This is a genomic window from Pseudomonas sp. 3-2, assembly GCF_019710535.1.
In the GTDB taxonomy this organism is placed as follows: domain Bacteria; phylum Pseudomonadota; class Gammaproteobacteria; order Pseudomonadales; family Pseudomonadaceae; genus Aquipseudomonas; species Aquipseudomonas pharyngis.
In genome coordinates, this window is the sequence record NZ_CP081200.1 from 1305120 (window position 1) to 1321445 (window position 16326).

13 protein-coding genes are annotated in these 16326 nt (G+C 60.4%); 12 read left to right on the top strand and 1 reads right to left on the bottom strand.

Annotated elements, in window-relative coordinates; all coding sequences use genetic code 11:
* The first annotated feature begins 1 nt into the window (after position 1).
* The 10 genes from lpxB to ispD all read left to right on the top strand — a co-directional run bounded on the left by lpxB (position 2) and on the right by ispD (position 13287).
* On the top strand, positions 2 to 1132 hold the full coding sequence (lpxB, locus tag K3819_RS05760) for a lipid-A-disaccharide synthase (RefSeq protein ID WP_221398810.1): 1131 nt from the start codon (positions 2 to 4) through the stop codon (positions 1130 to 1132).
* Positions 1133 to 1143: 11 nt separating this feature from the next.
* Positions 1144 to 1770, top strand: a complete 627-nt coding sequence (rnhB, locus tag K3819_RS05765; protein WP_064379016.1) for a ribonuclease HII — start codon at positions 1144 to 1146, stop codon at positions 1768 to 1770.
* A 76-nt stretch (positions 1771 to 1846) separates the two neighbouring features.
* On the top strand, positions 1847 to 5368 hold the full coding sequence (gene dnaE / locus K3819_RS05770) for a DNA polymerase III subunit alpha (protein WP_085612295.1): 3522 nt from the start codon (positions 1847 to 1849) through the stop codon (positions 5366 to 5368).
* 139 nt (positions 5369 to 5507) lie between these two features.
* Complete coding sequence (locus K3819_RS05775) at positions 5508 to 6455, top strand: acetyl-CoA carboxylase carboxyltransferase subunit alpha (protein ID WP_011332694.1); 948 nt, start codon at positions 5508 to 5510, stop codon at positions 6453 to 6455.
* A 146-nt stretch (positions 6456 to 6601) separates the two neighbouring features.
* Positions 6602 to 7930: a tRNA lysidine(34) synthetase TilS gene (gene tilS / locus K3819_RS05780; protein WP_221398811.1), complete on the top strand. Its 1329-nt coding sequence runs from the start codon at positions 6602 to 6604 to the stop codon at positions 7928 to 7930.
* A gap of 274 nt (positions 7931 to 8204) precedes the next feature.
* On the top strand, positions 8205 to 9836 hold the full coding sequence (locus K3819_RS05785; protein WP_011332696.1) for a CTP synthase: 1632 nt from the start codon (positions 8205 to 8207) through the stop codon (positions 9834 to 9836).
* 5 nt (positions 9837 to 9841) lie between these two features.
* On the top strand, positions 9842 to 10687 hold the full coding sequence (kdsA, locus tag K3819_RS05790; RefSeq protein ID WP_007954807.1) for a 3-deoxy-8-phosphooctulonate synthase: 846 nt from the start codon (positions 9842 to 9844) through the stop codon (positions 10685 to 10687).
* A 156-nt stretch (positions 10688 to 10843) separates the two neighbouring features.
* Positions 10844 to 12133, top strand: coding sequence for a phosphopyruvate hydratase (gene eno / locus K3819_RS05795; RefSeq protein WP_007954808.1), 1290 nt, complete (start codon positions 10844 to 10846; stop codon positions 12131 to 12133).
* A 171-nt stretch (positions 12134 to 12304) separates the two neighbouring features.
* Positions 12305 to 12583 (top strand): cell division protein FtsB, encoded by a 279-nt coding sequence (ftsB, locus tag K3819_RS05800; RefSeq protein ID WP_003222158.1) that lies wholly within the window; start codon positions 12305 to 12307, stop codon positions 12581 to 12583.
* The gene (gene ispD / locus K3819_RS05805) at positions 12580 to 13287 is read left to right on the top strand and encodes a 2-C-methyl-D-erythritol 4-phosphate cytidylyltransferase (protein ID WP_221398812.1); all 708 of its coding nucleotides are present in this window, start codon (positions 12580 to 12582) and stop codon (positions 13285 to 13287) included. Before ftsB ends, ispD begins: the two co-directional genes overlap by 4 nt.
* On the opposite strand, the gene K3819_RS05810 is transcribed toward ispD, so the two are convergent.
* Positions 13284 to 14180 carry a LysR substrate-binding domain-containing protein gene (locus K3819_RS05810; protein WP_007954817.1) on the bottom strand — a complete coding sequence of 299 codons (897 nt, stop codon included), beginning with the start codon at positions 14178 to 14180 and terminating at the stop codon, positions 13284 to 13286. The genes ispD and K3819_RS05810 overlap by 4 nt on opposite strands.
* Positions 14181 to 14296: 116 nt before the next feature.
* On the opposite strand from K3819_RS05810, the gene K3819_RS05815 reads away from it, so the two are divergent.
* Both K3819_RS05815 and fghA read left to right on the top strand, forming a co-directional pair.
* Positions 14297 to 15409 carry an S-(hydroxymethyl)glutathione dehydrogenase/class III alcohol dehydrogenase gene (locus K3819_RS05815; RefSeq protein ID WP_221398813.1) on the top strand — a complete coding sequence of 371 codons (1113 nt, stop codon included), beginning with the start codon at positions 14297 to 14299 and terminating at the stop codon, positions 15407 to 15409.
* A gap of 54 nt (positions 15410 to 15463) precedes the next feature.
* Positions 15464 to 16309, top strand: coding sequence for an S-formylglutathione hydrolase (gene fghA, locus K3819_RS05820; protein WP_221398814.1), 846 nt, complete (start codon positions 15464 to 15466; stop codon positions 16307 to 16309).
* Positions 16310 to 16326 lie beyond the last annotated feature (17 nt).

Genomic DNA, 16326 nt, shown 5'->3' on the forward strand with positions numbered 1-16326 from the left:
CATGGCCAATCTGCGTATTGCGCTGGTGGCGGGGGAGGCTTCCGGTGACATTCTGGGCGCAGGCCTGATGCGTGCCCTCAAGGCACAGCACCCTGCGGTGGAGTTCATCGGTGTCGGTGGCCCGCTGATGCAGGCCGAAGGCCTGACTTCCTATTTTCCGATGGAGCGTCTGTCGGTCATGGGCCTGGTGGAAGTCCTGGGACGCTTGCGTGAACTGCTCAAGCGCCGCAAAGACCTGATCGCTACGCTTATCGCTGAAAAACCGGATGTGTTCATCGGCATCGACGCACCGGATTTCAACCTCAATATCGAACTCAAGCTGCGTCAGGCCGGAATCAAGACCGTGCACTACGTCAGCCCATCGGTGTGGGCGTGGCGGCAGAAGCGGGTGCTGAGGATCCGCGAAGGCTGCGACCTGATGCTCACGCTGCTGCCGTTCGAAGCCAGCTTCTACGAAGAGAAGGGCGTACCGGTGCGGTTCGTCGGCCATACGCTGGCCGATACCATTCCGCTGGAGGCTGATCGCGCCGCCGCGCGTGCCGAACTCGGTCTGCCGGACGGTCCGCTGGTGGCTTTGATGCCTGGCAGCCGGGGTGGCGAGGTCAGTCGACTGGGTGCGTTGTTCCTGGATACCGCCGAACGCCTGCGTGCCATGCGCCCGGGTGTGCGTTTCGTCATACCGTGCGCCAACCCTGAGCGTCGTGCCCAGCTCGAGGAGCTGCTGGCCGGTCGTGATCTGCCGGTGACCTTGCTCAATGGCCAATCTCACCTGGCCCTGGCGGCGTGCAATGCGGTCCTGATCGCGTCGGGCACGGCGACCCTGGAAGCGCTGCTGTACAAGCGCCCGATGGTCGTGGCCTATCGTCTTGCGCCGCTGACGTTCTGGATTCTCAAACGCATGGTCAAGAGCCCGTACGTGTCCCTGCCGAACTTGCTGGCCCAGCGACTGCTGGTGCCGGAATTGTTGCAGGATGATGCGACGGTCGAGGCGCTTGCCCAGACCCTGTCGCCGTTGATCGATGGTGGCGAAGAGCAGACCCGTGGCTTCGACGAGATCCATCGCACCCTGCGCCTGGACGCTTCCAATCAGGCGGCTGACGCCGTTCTGAACCTGATCGGGCAAACACGATGAGCAAGACAAGCATGCAGATGGGCCTGGATTTCACCCTGGTCGCCGAAGTCGAAGAGCTGGTGGCCGGCGTCGATGAAGTCGGTCGCGGTCCGTTGTGCGGAGCGGTCGTCACCGCAGCGGTGATCCTCGATCCGAATCGGCCGATCCTCGGTCTCAACGACTCGAAAAAACTCACCGAAGCCAAGCGCGAAAAGCTCTACGACGAAATCTGCGAGAAGGCGCTCAGCTGGTGCATCGCCCGCGCCGAGGTCGAAGAAATCGACGAGCTGAACATCCTTCACGCCACCATGCTGGCGATGCAACGCGCGGTCGCTGGCCTGCACATCCAGCCGAAACTGGCGATGATCGACGGCAATCGCTGCCCGAAACTGCCGATGCGTTCCGAAGCGGTGGTGCAGGGCGACGGCAAGGTGCCGGCGATTGCAGCGGCATCGATTCTGGCCAAGGTCAGCCGCGACCGCGAGATGGCGGCGTTCGAATTGATCTACCCGGGTTACGGCATCGGCGGCCATAAAGGCTATCCGACCCCCGTTCATCTGGAAGCGCTGTCACGCCTCGGGCCGACGCCGATTCACCGGCGTTCGTTTGCCCCGGTGCGTCAGGCTTACGAAGCGCTGGAAGGCCTGACGCAGGTTTAGCGGCAAGGCTGATGTTTTGTTCGGGGCCCGGTACAATCCGGGCCTTGTTGTCTCTATGTAACTGGACAGGATCACTATGCCGGCTTCATTCGTTCATCTACGCCTGCACACTGAGTACTCCCTGGTCGATGGGCTCGTGCGGATCAAGCCGCTGGTCAAGGCCCTGACCGGCATGGGCATGCCGGCCGTTGCGGTGACCGACCAGAACAACATGTGTTCGCTGGTCAAATTCTATAAAAACACCATGGGTGCCGGGATCAAGCCGATCTGCGGCGCCGACCTGTGGCTGTCGAACAAGGACCCGGATGGTCCGCTGAGCCGCATCAGCCTGCTGGTCATGAATGCCCAGGGCTATCGCAACCTGACCGAATTGATATCCCGTGGCTTCATCGACGGTCAGCGCAACGGCATGGTCATCATCGAGCGCGAGTGGGTCGCCGAGGCCAACGAAGGCCTGATCATGCTGTCCGCCGCAAAGGAAGGCGAGATCGGCATGGCCATGATCGGCGGCAACCCCGCCGAAGCTGAAACCCTGGCGCGCGAATGGATGGCGGTGTTCCCGGATCGTTTCTATCTGGAAATCCAGCGCACCAATCGTCCGAACGACGAAGAACAGTTGCACGGTGCCGTGGCCCTGGCCGACAAGCTCGGCGCGCCGCTGGTAGCCACCAACGACGTGCGCTTCATCAAGCAGGAAGACTTCGCCGCTCACGAAACCCGCGTCTGCATCGGTGAGGGCCGGGCCCTCGACGATCCGCGGCGTTCGAAGAACTACAGCGACCAGCAGTATCTGAAAAGCGCCGAGGAAATGGCCGAGCTGTTCAGCGACCTGCCGGATGCGATCGAGAACACCGTCGAGATCGCCAAGCGTTGCAACATCGATGTGAAACTGGGCAAGCACTTCCTGCCGGATTACCCGATTCCCGATGGCATGACCATCGACGAGTATTTCCGCAAGGTCTCGTTCGATGGGCTGGAAGAACGCCTCAGCGTGCTGCTGCCCAAGGACACCACCGAGGACTACGAGGCCAAGCGTCAGGTCTACGTTGACCGGCTGAATTTCGAGCTGGATATCATCATCCAGATGGGGTTCCCCGGTTACTTCCTGATCGTGATGGACTTTATCCAGTGGGCCAAGAACAACGGCGTGCCGGTGGGCCCTGGCCGAGGGTCGGGTGCCGGATCGCTGGTGGCCTATGTACAGAAGATCACCGACCTCGACCCGCTGGAATATGACCTGCTGTTCGAACGTTTCCTCAACCCGGAACGGGTATCGATGCCCGACTTCGACGTCGACTTCTGCATGGATGGTCGCGACCGGGTGATCGATTACGTGGCCGAAAAGTACGGCCGCAACGCGGTGAGCCAGATCATCACCTTCGGTTCCATGGCGGCGAAGGCTGTGGTCCGCGACGTGGCGCGGGCCCAGGGCAAGTCGTTCGGCCTGGCCGATCGCCTGTCGAAGATGATTCCGTTCGAAGTCGGCATGACCCTGGAAAAAGCCTACGAGCAGGAAGAAATCCTGCGCGACTTCATCAAGGTCGATGAAGAAGCGGCGGAAATCTGGGAGATGGCGCGCAAGCTCGAAGGTGTGGTGCGTAACGTCGGTAAACACGCCGGTGGTGTGGTGATCGCGCCGACCAAGCTGACCGACTTCTCGCCGATCTATTGCGACGAGGCCGGCGACGGTCTGGTGACCCAGTTCGACAAGGACGACGTCGAGGCGGCCGGTCTGGTGAAGTTCGACTTCCTCGGCCTGCGGACCCTGACGATCATCGACTGGGCGCTGAAGACCATCAACCGTGACCGCGCCAAGGTCAACGAACCGCCGCTGGACATCGCGTTCATCCCGCTGGATGACAAGCCGACTTATCAGCTGCTGCAAAAAGCTGAAACCACCGCGGTGTTCCAGCTTGAATCCCGCGGCATGAAAGAGCTGATCAAAAAGCTCAAGCCCGACTGCCTCGAAGACCTGATCGCACTGGTGGCCCTGTTCCGTCCGGGCCCGCTGCAATCGGGCATGGTGGATGACTTCATCAACCGTAAACACGGTCGCGCTGAACTGGCGTATCCGCACCCGGATTACCAGTACGAAGGTTTGCAACCGGTACTGGCGCCGACGTACGGCATCATCCTGTATCAGGAACAGGTGATGCAGATCGCCCAGGTCATGGCCGGTTACACCCTCGGTGGTGCGGACATGCTGCGTCGGGCGATGGGCAAGAAGAAACCCGAGGAAATGGCCAAGCAGCGCGGCGGTTTCATTGAGGGTTGTGCGTCGAACAATATCGACGCGGATCTGGCCGGTAACATTTTCGACCTGGTGGAAAAATTCGCCGGTTACGGCTTCAACAAATCCCACTCCGCCGCCTACGGCCTGGTCTCGTACCAGACCGCCTGGCTGAAAGCCCACTACCCGGCGCCGTTCATGGCCGCGGTACTGTCGGCGGATATGCACAACACCGACAAGGTCGTGACCTTGATCGAGGAAGTGCGCACGATGAAGCTGCGCCTCGACGCGCCGGACGTGAACACTTCGGAGTTCAAGTTCACGGTGAACGACGAAGGCCGCATCGTGTACGGCCTGGGCGCGATCAAAGGTGTCGGTGAAGGCCCGGTGGAAGCGATCACCGAGGCCCGTCAGGCCGGCCCGTTCAAGGATCTGTTCGACTTCTGCGCCCGGGTCGACCTCAAACGCATCAACAAACGCACGCTGGACGGTCTGATCCGCAGCGGCGCGCTGGATCGCCTCGGCCCGTACTTCCATGACGAGCAAAAGGCTTACCAGGCCAATATCGACCGCAACCGCGCCGTGCTGCTGGCGGCGATGGAAGAGGCGATCAAGTCGGCCGAGCAGACCGCGCGCACCCGCGACAGTGGCCACGCCGACCTGTTCGGCGGGTTGTTCGTCGAGGAGGACGCGGACGTTTACGCGGTCCACCGCAAGGCGAAGGAGCTGACCCTCAAGGAACGGCTCAAAGGTGAAAAAGACACCTTGGGCCTGTACTTGACCGGCCATCCGATCGACGAATACGAAGGCGAAATCCGCCGTTTCGCCCGCCAGCGCATCATCGACCTGAAACCGGCCCGGGACACCCAGACTGTGGCGGGGATGATCATCGCCCTGCGGGTGATGAAGAACAAAAAGGGCGACAAGATGGGCTTCATCACCCTCGACGACCGCTCCGGGCGGATCGAGGCGTCGCTGTTCGCCGATGCGTTCCACTCCGCGCAATCGCTGCTGCAGACCGACGCAATGGTGGTGGTCGAAGGCGAGGTCAGCAACGATGACTTCTCCGGCGGCCTGCGCCTGCGGGTCAAGCGGGTGATGAGCATGGAAGATGCGCGCACCAACCTCGCCGAGAGCCTGCGCCTGAAGTTGCAGACCCAAGACCTGAAAGGCGATCAGCTACGCTGGTTGGGTGAATTGCTCAAGCGTCATCGCGGGGCGTGCCCGATCACCATGGAATACACCAGTCCCGATGCGAAGACCTTGCTGCAGTTCGGCGAGACCTGGCGGATTGACCCGGCGGATGCCTTGATTCAAGCCCTGCGTGACCAGTTCGGGCGAGACAACGTCTTCCTCCAATACCGTTGACCGGGAGGTGCCATCAAAGCGCCTGCCCACAACCTGAATTTTTAATCTCGACCTCAGCGCGCCTCTCCCTTAAGGTAGGGCGCGAATAGACAACCGGCCGGCCCAAGCTCATTTGGGACACGACCCAAGACGGACGCCTATGAACCCGAATTTTCTAGATTTCGAACAGCCGATCGCCGACCTGCAAGCCAAGATCGAAGAGTTGCGCTTGGTCGGTAATGACAATTCGCTGAATATCGGCGATGAGATCTCCCGCCTGCAGGACAAGAGCAAGACGCTGACCGAAGACATCTTCGGCAAGCTGACCAGCTGGCAGATCGCACGTCTGGCGCGTCACCCGAAACGTCCTTACACCCTGGACTACATCGAGCACATCTTCACCGAGTTCGACGAACTGCACGGTGATCGTCACTTCTCCGACGACGCGGCCATTGTGGGCGGCGTGGCACGTCTGGAAGACCAGCCAGTGATGGTGATCGGTCACCAGAAGGGCCGTGAAGTGCGTGAAAAGGTACGCCGCAACTTCGGCATGCCGCGTCCGGAAGGTTACCGCAAGGCCTGCCGCCTGATGGAAATGGCCGAGCGTTTCAAGATGCCGATCCTGACCTTCATCGACACTCCGGGCGCGTACCCTGGCATCGATGCTGAAGAGCGTAACCAGAGCGAAGCGATCGCCTGGAACCTGCGCGTCATGGCCCGCCTGAAAACCCCGATCATCGCCACCGTGATTGGTGAAGGTGGTTCCGGCGGTGCACTGGCGATCGGCGTGTGCGATCAGCTGAACATGCTGCAGTACTCGACCTACGCGGTGATCTCGCCGGAAGGCTGCGCTTCGATTCTGTGGAAAACCGCAGAGAAGGCGCCGGATGCTGCTGAAGCGATGGGTATCACCGCCGAGCGTCTGAAAGGCCTGGGCATCGTCGACAAGGTGATCAGCGAGCCTCTGGGCGGCGCCCACCGTGATCCGGCCGCTGCCGCAGCATCGATCCGCGCCGAGCTGAGCTCGCAACTGGCGATGCTGAAGAAGTTCGACAACGAAGCGCTGCTCAAGCGTCGTTATGATCGTCTGATGAGCTACGGTCTCTAAGTCGAGCCGTTTCGGCCAACGATGCAAAACACTGTGGGAGCGGGTTTGCCCGCGAATGCGATGTAACATTCAACAATTGTGTTGGCTGTTTCATCGCTTTCGCGAGCAAGCCCGCTCCCACATTTGGTTTGTGAAAAGGTAGAAAAATGGGTCAGCCCTCGATTGATTTGCCTTCCAGGCTTCTGCGCAATCTCAAGCCCTGGCTCGGTGCTTCCCATTGGCGCATCGCCTTCTCCGGCGGCCTCGACTCCACCGTTCTGCTGCACCTCCTGGCCAATCTCGCCAAAACCGAATCCCTTCCGGCGCTAAGCGCCATTCATGTTCATCACGGCCTTCAGGCTGCGGCCGATGCGTGGCCGGCGCATTGTCAGGATGTCTGCGACGAACTGTCGGTGCCGTTGCAAGTGCAGCTTGTGCAGGTGCAGCCGGGGGCGAGTTTAGAGCGCGCGGCACGGGATGCGCGCTATGCGGCGTTCAGTGCGGCGACTCAGGCCAATGATGTGCTGCTGACCGGGCAGCATCGCGACGATCAGGCTGAAACGCTGTTGTTCCGTCTGCTGCGTGGCGCCGGCGTGCGTGGGTTGTCCGGAATGCCGGCCACGCGAGCGCTGGGGCAGGGCAGTCTGGTGCGGCCGTTGCTCGACATCACACGCGCAGAGCTGGAAGCCTATGCGCGGGACCATGGCCTGCGTTGGGTCGAGGATCCTTCGAATCAGGATCGACAGTTTTCGCGCAACTATCTACGGCATCAGGTTCTGCCGTTGCTGAGCGGTCGCTGGCCTCAGGCGTACGCCAGCATGGCCCGCAGTGCGGCGCATCTGCGTGAGGCGCAAGGTTTGCTCGATGAGCTGGCGCAAATCGATCTGGCTACTGCGAAATTGCCCGCTGAGTTCGAGTGGTCGGGATTGCCATCGCTGGAGTTCGCGGCCATCGCGAAATTGTCCGATGCCCGTCAGCGAAATGCACTCAGCCACTGGCTTGGACCTTTGACCCGACTGCCGGATACCGACCATTGGTCGGGTTGGGTCGATGTGCGTGACGCCGGCAACGATGCCTCGCCGATCTGGCGTCTGGCGGATGGCGAGCTGCACCGAAGCGCCGGTCGCCTGTGGTGGCTCAGCGGACAATGGTTGCGTACACCGGTGGTCAGCGGCGACTGGCACGAGCCGTCGCTGGCGCTACGCTTGCCCGATAACGGACGTGTCATGTTCAGCGGTCAGACTCCCGCCGGGCCGCTGCAAGTCCGCTATCGGCAGGGCGGCGAGGTGATGCATCTGGCGGATCGCGGTCATCGTGATCTCAAGCGCCTGCTTAATGAGCGCGCGGTGCCGGGCTTCGTGCGTGGCAGATTGCCGCTGCTGTTTCGCGGTGAAGAATTGCTCGCCGTGGCGAACCTGCCGGGGCTCGACGGCCATGTGCTGGAAGGCTGGCGATTGCATTGGCAGCCCTCGGACGAAGATCAAGGTTTGAGATGAAGGGGGCATTCCGGTAGACTACGCTCCCTTCTTGATACAACTTCTGTGGATTCGCCTGAATTGCAGGAGTTGCCGATTACCAAGCAGTCTTTGCTGGGCGATTCCAAAAAATGTGTAGCGAGCAACGTACCGGTGTTTTCACTTCCGGTCTGTCCCAACGCGGCGGTTTTTTTGAAAGGTGCACTGTGATTAATGCAGGTGATCGGGGGCTTCGGCCTTCCTTCGCTTTCCCCGGCGGCTCGGACCGCTTTAACGCAGACTTCTAGGGTTTTTCATGACGCGCTACATATTCGTCACGGGCGGTGTTGTTTCTTCTTTGGGGAAAGGCATTGCATCGGCTTCATTGGCGGCCATCCTGGAGGCGCGGGGGCTTAAGGTCACCATGCTGAAGCTGGATCCGTACATCAACGTCGACCCGGGCACCATGAGCCCGTTCCAGCACGGTGAAGTGTTCGTCACCCACGACGGCGCCGAGACCGACCTGGACCTGGGCCACTACGAGCGGTTCATCCGCACGACCATGACCCAGAACAACAACTTCACCACCGGCCGTGTCTACGAGCACGTGCTGCGCAAAGAGCGTCGTGGTGACTACCTGGGTGCAACCATCCAGGTGATTCCGCACATCACCGACGAAATCAAGCGTCGCATCATCAAGGGCGCCGGCGATGCCGACGTGGCCTTGGTGGAAATCGGCGGTACTGTTGGCGACATCGAATCGCAACCGTTCCTCGAAGCCATCCGCCAGTTGCGTGTGGAAGTCGGCTCCAAGCGCGCGATGCTGATGCACCTGACCCTGGTTCCGTACATCGCCACCGCTGGCGAGACCAAGACCAAGCCGACCCAGCATTCCGTGAAGGAACTGCGTTCGATCGGCCTGCAGCCAGACGTGCTGATCTGCCGCTCCGACCATCCGGTGGATGTGTCGTCGCGTCGCAAGATCGCGCTGTTCACCAACGTTGAAGAGCGTGCGGTGATCTCCCTGGAAGACGTCGACACCATCTACAAGATCCCGGCCGTACTGCACGCCCAGGGTCTGGACGATTTCGTCGTCGAGCGTTTCGGCCTGCAATGCAATGGCGCCGACCTGTCCGAGTGGGAAAAGGTCGTCGATGCCAAGCTGAACCCGGAGCACGAAGTCACCATCGCGATGGTCGGCAAGTACATGGAACTGCTGGACGCCTACAAGTCGCTGATCGAAGCGATGAGTCATGCCGGCATCACCAACCGCACCAAGGTCAACCTGCGCTACATCGATTCCGAAGACATCGAGAACCAGGGCACCGCGCTACTGGAAGGCGTCGACGCGATCCTCGTACCGGGCGGCTTCGGTCTGCGCGGCGTGGAAGGCAAAATCACTGCCGTTCAATACGCTCGCGAAAACAAGGTTCCATACCTGGGTATCTGCCTGGGCATGCAAGTGGCGGTCATCGAGTTCGCCCGTAACGTGCTGGGCTGGAAAGACGCCAACTCCACCGAGTTCGATCGTGCCAGCGGCCATCCGGTTGTCGGCCTGATCACCGAGTGGGAAGACGCTACCGGTGCCGTTGAAGTGCGTACCGAAGCGTCCGACCTGGGCGGCACCATGCGTCTTGGCGCTCAGGAATGCCTGCTCGAAGCCGGCTCCAAGGTGCACGACTGCTACGGCAAGGATGTGATTGTCGAACGTCACCGTCACCGTTACGAAGTGAACAACAACCTGCTGCCGCAAATCATCGAAGCCGGCCTGAAAATTTCCGGTCGCTCTTCCGATGCTGCGCTGGTTGAAGTGGTCGAAGCGCCGGATCATCCATGGTTCGTCGCTTGCCAGTTCCACCCTGAGTTCACCTCGACGCCACGCGATGGCCATCCGCTGTTCAGCGGCTTCGTCAAAGCGGCATTGGCTCAACACCAGAAGAAGGCGTAACCCCGATGGCACAGAAGATCATCCGCGTCGGCGACATCGAGATTGCCAACGACAAACCCATGGTGCTGTTCGGCGGCATGAACGTGCTGGAAAGTCGTGACATGGCCATGCAGGTTTGCGAAGAGTACGTGAAGGTCACCGAAAAACTCGGTATCCCTTACGTGTTCAAGGCCAGCTTCGACAAGGCCAACCGTTCTTCTGTGACCTCCTATCGCGGTCCTGGCCTGGAAGAAGGCATGCGCATCTTCCAGGACATCAAACAAGCCTTCGGCGTACCGATCATCACCGACGTCCACGAGCCTGACCAGGCCGCGGTCGTCGCTGAGGTCTGCGACATCATCCAGCTGCCGGCCTTCCTGTCGCGCCAGACCGATCTGGTCGTCGCGATGGCCAAGACCAATGCCGTCATCAACATCAAGAAAGCCCAGTTCCTCGCGCCTCAGGAAATGAAACACATCCTGAACAAGTGCGTGGAGGCGGGTAACGATCAGTTGATCCTCTGCGAGCGCGGTTCGAGCTTCGGCTACAACAACCTCGTGGTCGACATGCTCGGCTTCGGCATCATGAAGCAGTTCGAGTACCCGGTATTCTTCGACGTAACCCATTCGCTGCAAATGCCTGGCGGTCGTTCCGATTCCGCCGGCGGTCGCCGCGCCCAGGTCACCGACCTGGCCAAGGCTGGCATGAGCCAGTCGCTGGCGGGCCTGTTCCTCGAAGCGCACCCGGATCCCGACAACGCCAAATGCGACGGCCCTTGCGCCTTGCGTCTGGACAAACTGGAGCCATTCCTGGCCCAGCTCAAAGCCCTGGACGAACTGGTGAAGAGTTTTCCGACGGTAGAAACCGCGTAAACCTCAATTCTCCGGTAAAGTACCGCACGATTTGTCGCTCATGCCCTCGGGTATGAGCGTTGTCGTCTGCAAGCTGCCCGCTGCACACCACTTGCCGACGGTAAAAAGATTTCCTCTAGCTGCGTCGTTTTCGTCAACTTTGGAGTGTTTACAACAATGGCAAAAATCGTCGACATCAAAGGTCGTGAAGTTCTCGACTCCCGTGGCAATCCCACCGTGGAAGCGGACGTGCTTCTCGACAACGGCATCATCGGCAGCGCCTGTGCGCCGTCCGGTGCATCCACTGGCTCGCGTGAAGCGCTCGAGCTGCGTGATGGCGACAAGAGCCGTTACCTGGGCAAGGGCGTGCTCAAGGCGGTAGCCAACATCAACGGTCCGATCCGCGATCTGCTGCTGGGCACCGACCCAAGCGACCAGAAAGCCCTGGATCACGCGATGATCAAGCTGGACGGTACTGAAAACAAAGCGACCCTGGGCGCCAACGCCATCCTCGCCGTATCCCTGGCTGCGGCCAAGGCGGCTGCACAGGATCAGGACCTGCCGCTGTACGCTCACATCGCCAATCTGAACGGCACCCCGGGTGTGTACTCGATGCCGGTTCCGATGATGAACATCATCAACGGTGGCGAACACGCCGATAACAACGTCGACATCCAGGAATTCATGGTTCAGCCGGTTGGCGCCAAGTCTTTCTCGGAAGGTCTGCGCATGGGCACCGAGATTTTCCATCACCTCAAAGCCGTGCTGAAGGCCCGTGGCCTGAGCACTGCTGTCGGTGACGAAGGTGGTTTCGCGCCGAACCTGGCTTCCAACGAAGACGCACTGAAAGTGATCTCCGAAGCGGTGGCTAACGCCGGTTACAAGCTGGGCACCGACGTGACCCTGGCTCTGGACTGCGCGGCCAGCGAATTCTTCGAAGACGGCAAGTACAACCTGTCCGGCGAAGGCCAGGTGTTCACCGCTGAAGGTTTCGCCGACTACCTCAAAGGTCTGACCGAGCGTTACCCGATCATCTCGATCGAAGACGGTCTGGACGAGTCCGACTGGGCTGGCTGGAAGATCCTCACCGACAAGATCGGCGAGAAGACCCAACTGGTCGGTGACGACCTGTTCGTGACCAACACCAAGATCCTGAAAGAAGGCATCGATAAAAAGATCGCCAACTCGATCCTGATCAAGTTCAACCAGATCGGCACACTGACCGAAACCCTGGAAGCCATCCAGATGGCCAAGGCTGCCGGTTACACCGCCGTGATCTCGCACCGTTCGGGCGAAACCGAAGATTCGACCATCGCCGACCTGGCTGTGGGTACTTCGGCTGGCCAGATCAAGACCGGTTCGCTGTGCCGTTCCGACCGCGTTTCCAAGTACAACCAACTGCTGCGTATCGAAGAGCAGTTGAATGGCAAGGCCAAGTACAACGGTCGCAGCGAGTTTCGCGGCTGAGCAGTAAATGATAGAAAGACACCGGATTGTGTCGGAAAAGTCGTGACAGCGATGGATTTGCCACTAATCTGATGCCTTATATGCACAAGCCTGGATATTCCAGGCTTCGTGCTATCAGATGCTTCAAAGTTTTGGCGTGGCTGTCTTTTTTCACTGGATACCTGATATTCGATGCGCAGTCCTTACTGGTTGTTTCTCGTTTTGCTCTTGCTGCTGGCCGGTCTGCAGTACCGCCTGTGGGTGGGCAATGGCAGTCTGGCGCAAGTCGCCGAACTGAATCAGCAGATTGCTGATCAACACGCCGAGAACGAAGCCTTGCTGGAGCGCAACCGGGTGATGGACGCTGAAGTCAGCGAGTTGAAGAAGGGCATGGAGACCGTTGAAGAGCGGGCTCGTCACGAACTGGGCATGGTCAAGGACGGCGAAACCCTTTACCAGTTGGCCCAATGATCGACTCCCTGCCGGCCTTCTGGGCCGTGATTCCTGCCGCGGGCGTCGGTGCCCGAATGGCTGCGGACCGTCCCAAGCAGTACTTGCAACTGGGCGGGCGCACAATTCTCGAACACAGCCTCGGCTGTTTCCTCGATCACCCAAGCCTCAAGGGCCTGGTGGTCAGTCTTGCCGTTGATGATCCTTATTGGCCGAATCTGGCCAGCGCCAGCGATCCGCGCATTCAACGGGTTGACGGTGGTGCCGAGCGTTCCGGCTCGGTGCTCAACGCCTTGCTTCATCTGCACGCCCAAGGTGCCGATGATGACGATTGGGTGTTGGTGCACGATGCGGCACGACCGAACCTGAGCCGTGATGATCTCGACAAATTGCTTACTGAACTGGCGAACGATCCGGTCGGCGGCTTGCTGGCCGTGCCGGCGCGCGACACCCTGAAACGGGTCGACAAGCACGGTCGTGTGGTGGAAACCGTGGATCGCAGCGTGATCTGGCAGGCCTACACGCCGCAGATGTTCCGCCTCGGTGCCTTGCACCGTGCACTGGCCGACAGTCTGGTGGCTGATGCCGTGATCACCGATGAAGCCTCGGCAATGGAGTGGTCCGGCATGGCGCCGCGCCTGATCGAAGGTCGAGCGGACAATCTCAAGGTCACCCGGCCTGAAGATCTGGAATGGCTGCGCCAGCGCTGGACCAACCGTCGTTAAATCCGATACTCAGGCCGTTCGGCCAAACCTTCCTTGAGAAAGTCCACCAGTTTGCGCACCTTCGGCGACAAGTGCCGCTGCTGCGGATACAACGCCCACACCGCTGTATTCGGCGGTTGATGCGCCTCCAGTAAAGAAATCAACGCGCCGCTGTGCAGATGCTCCAGCACGTAATAGTCCGGCAACTGACACAGTCCGACGCCTTGTAGCGCCGCATCCAGCACCGCTTGCCCACTGTTGCAGCGCCAGTTTCCCTGCACCCGCTGGGAAAATTCCCGCCCGTTCTGCTCAAGCTGCCAGATGTCCGAGCTGCCGATCAGGCAATTGTGCCGTCCCAGTTCCGACAAACTGTGTGGGCGCCCGTACCGTTCCAGGTAGGAAGGCGACGCACACAGATACATGCGCCGCGGTGCCAGCCGGGTCGCCACCAGCCGGGAATCCTGAAGCCGGCCAAGACGGATCGCCAGGTCCAGGCCTTCATGCACCAGATCGAGTTGGCGGTTGGTCAGTTCAATGTCGATGCGCAGTTGCGGGTAGTGCCCCATGAACCGCGTCACCAGCGGCACAATGAAACGCTCGCCATACGCCACGGCACAGGTCATGCGCAGCATGCCTTTGGGTTCGCTGGTCAGATCGCCGACCGCGCGCAAGGCTTCTTCGCGTCCGTCCTGCAGACGTTGGCAATGTTGCAGAAAGGTCTGGCCGGCCTCGGTCAGGGTGACGCGCCGAGTACTGCGATACAGCAGTCGCGTCTGCAAACGCTCCTCCAGCCGTACGATTTGTCGACTGATGTGCGAGGAAGAAACGCCTAGGCGTTCCGCAGCGGCGGTGAATTGGCTGCATTCGGCAACGGCGACGAACTCGTCGATGCCTTCCCAGCGGTTTTCGGACATAGGGATTATCCCTGTATGGCAATAATGTTTTGCTTTTGCCCGGATTATTCATCAAGCAGCGCTGGACTACACTCCCTGTCTGCTTTTTTATTCAATGGATTCACTGGAGAGTCAGCATGATCAAGTCGCGCGCCGCCGTTGCCCTCGAGGCCAAGAAGCCGCTGGAAATCGTAGAAGTCGATGTCGCCATGCCCAAGGCCGGTGAAGTATTGCTGCGCGTGGTGGCTTCCGGTGTTTGCCACACTGACGCTTACACCCTGTCCGGCGCGGACCCGGAAGGTATCTTCCCGTCGATCCTCGGCCACGAAGGCGGTGCCATCGTTGAAGCGATCGGCGAAGGCGTGACCTCGGTGGCCGTCGGCGACCATGTGATTCCGCTGTACACCCCGGAATGTGGCCAGTGCAAATTCTGTAAGTCGGGCAAGACCAACCTGTGTCAGGCCATTCGGGCCACCCAGGGCAAGGGCCTGATGCCGGACGGCACTTCGCGCTTTTCCTACAAGGGCCAAACGATTTTCCACTACATGGGTACTTCGACCTTTTCCGAATACACCGTGCTGCCGGAAATCTCCGTGGCCAAGATCTCCAAGGACGCGCCGCTGGAAAAGGTCTGCCTGCTCGGTTGCGGCGTGACCACCGGTATCGGCGCAGTGATCAACACCGCCAAGGTCAAGCCGGGTGACACCGTGGCGATTTTCGGCCTCGGCGGCATCGGTCTGTCGGCCGTGATTGGCGCGGTGAAGGCCAAGGCCTCGCGCATCATCGCCATCGACATCAACCCGGCCAAGTTCGAAATCGCCAAACAACTGGGTGCCACTGACTGCGTGAACCCGAAAGACTTCGACCGCCCGATCCAGGAAGTGATCGTCGACATGACCGATGGCGGCGTCGACTTCTCCTTCGAATGCATCGGCAACGTGCAGCTGATGCGCGCAGCCCTCGAGTGCTGCCACAAGGGCTGGGGCGAGTCGGTGATCATCGGTGTTGCCGGCGCCGGCCAGGAAATCGCCACCCGTCCGTTCCAACTGGTGACCGGTCGCGTCTGGCGCGGTTCGGCGTTCGGTGGCGTGCGTGGCCGGACCGAACTGCCAAGCTATGTCGACATGGCGCAAAGCGGCGAAATCCCGCTGGATACCTTCATCACCCACACCATGGGTCTGGAAGATATCAACAAGGCCTTCGACCTGATGCACGAAGGCAAGAGCATCCGTACCGTCATTCATTTCTGATCAATCCCGATGCCACGGCCGCCACCGCGCGGCCGTGGTGCGTAGGAGTCCTACATGAGTCTGGAAAACATCTCCTGTCAGAAGAGTTTCGGCGGATGGCACAAGCGCTATCGCCATCGTTCCGAAGTGCTCGGTTGTGACATGGTGTTCGCCGTGTACCTGCCGCCCCAGGCAGAGCAGGGCGGCAAGCTGCCGGTGCTGTACTGGCTGTCGGGCCTGACCTGCACGGACGAGAACTTCATGCAGAAGGCCGGTGCCATGCGCATGGCGGCTGAACTGGGGCTGATCATCGTGGCACCTGACACCAGTCCGCGCGGCCCGGATGTACCGGGTGATCCCGACGGGGCCTGGGATTTCGGTCTCGGTGCCGGGTTTTATCTGAATGCCACGCAGGAACCCTGGTCGCGGCACTATCGGATGCATGACTACGTTGTGCAGGAATTGCCTTCACTGGTTGAAGCGCATTTCCCGGCGTCGGACAAACGCAGCATCAGCGGCCATTCCATGGGTGGTCACGGTGCGCTGGTCTGTGCGTTGCGCAATCCGGGGCGTTATCAGTCAGTGTCAGCGTTCTCGCCGATCAATAATCCGATTGATTGTCCGTGGGGCCAGAAAGCGTTCTCCCGCTATCTGGGCGAAGACCGTTCGAAGTGGCGCGAGTGGGATGCCTGTGCGCTGATCGCCGAGGCGGACGAAAAGCTGCCATTGCTGGTCGATCAGGGTGACCGCGACGATTTCCTCGCCACCCAACTCAAACCGGAAGCCCTGCAACAAGCCGCAAAACAAGCGGGCCACCCGCTGACGTTGCGTCTGCAACCGGGCTACGACCACAGCTATTTCTTCATCGCCAGCTTCATTGACGACCACTTGCAGCATCACGCACGCGCTCTAGGCGCCTAATGCCTGACAAAGCAGGT

Bases quoted from the DNA above. Each gene is read 5' to 3' on its own strand.
- K3819_RS05810 (WP_007954817.1), bottom strand. From the start codon at position 14,180: ATGTCCGAAAACCGCTGGGAAGGCATCGACGAGTTCGTCGCCGTTGCC.
- tilS (WP_221398811.1), top strand. From the start codon at position 6,602: ATGGGTCAGCCCTCGATTGATTTGCCTTCCAGGCTTCTGCGCAATCTC.
- rnhB (WP_064379016.1), top strand. From the start codon at position 1,144: ATGCAGATGGGCCTGGATTTCACCCTGGTCGCCGAAGTCGAAGAGCTG.
- lpxB (WP_221398810.1), top strand. From the start codon at position 2: ATGGCCAATCTGCGTATTGCGCTGGTGGCGGGGGAGGCTTCCGGTGAC.
- ftsB (WP_003222158.1), top strand. From the start codon at position 12,305: ATGCGCAGTCCTTACTGGTTGTTTCTCGTTTTGCTCTTGCTGCTGGCC.
- K3819_RS05815 (WP_221398813.1), top strand. From the start codon at position 14,297: ATGATCAAGTCGCGCGCCGCCGTTGCCCTCGAGGCCAAGAAGCCGCTG.
- fghA (WP_221398814.1), top strand. From the start codon at position 15,464: ATGAGTCTGGAAAACATCTCCTGTCAGAAGAGTTTCGGCGGATGGCAC.
- ispD (WP_221398812.1), top strand. From the start codon at position 12,580: ATGATCGACTCCCTGCCGGCCTTCTGGGCCGTGATTCCTGCCGCGGGC.
- kdsA (WP_007954807.1), top strand. From the start codon at position 9,842: ATGGCACAGAAGATCATCCGCGTCGGCGACATCGAGATTGCCAACGAC.
- K3819_RS05785 (WP_011332696.1), top strand. From the start codon at position 8,205: ATGACGCGCTACATATTCGTCACGGGCGGTGTTGTTTCTTCTTTGGGG.
- K3819_RS05775 (WP_011332694.1), top strand. From the start codon at position 5,508: ATGAACCCGAATTTTCTAGATTTCGAACAGCCGATCGCCGACCTGCAA.
- eno (WP_007954808.1), top strand. From the start codon at position 10,844: ATGGCAAAAATCGTCGACATCAAAGGTCGTGAAGTTCTCGACTCCCGT.
- dnaE (WP_085612295.1), top strand. From the start codon at position 1,847: ATGCCGGCTTCATTCGTTCATCTACGCCTGCACACTGAGTACTCCCTG.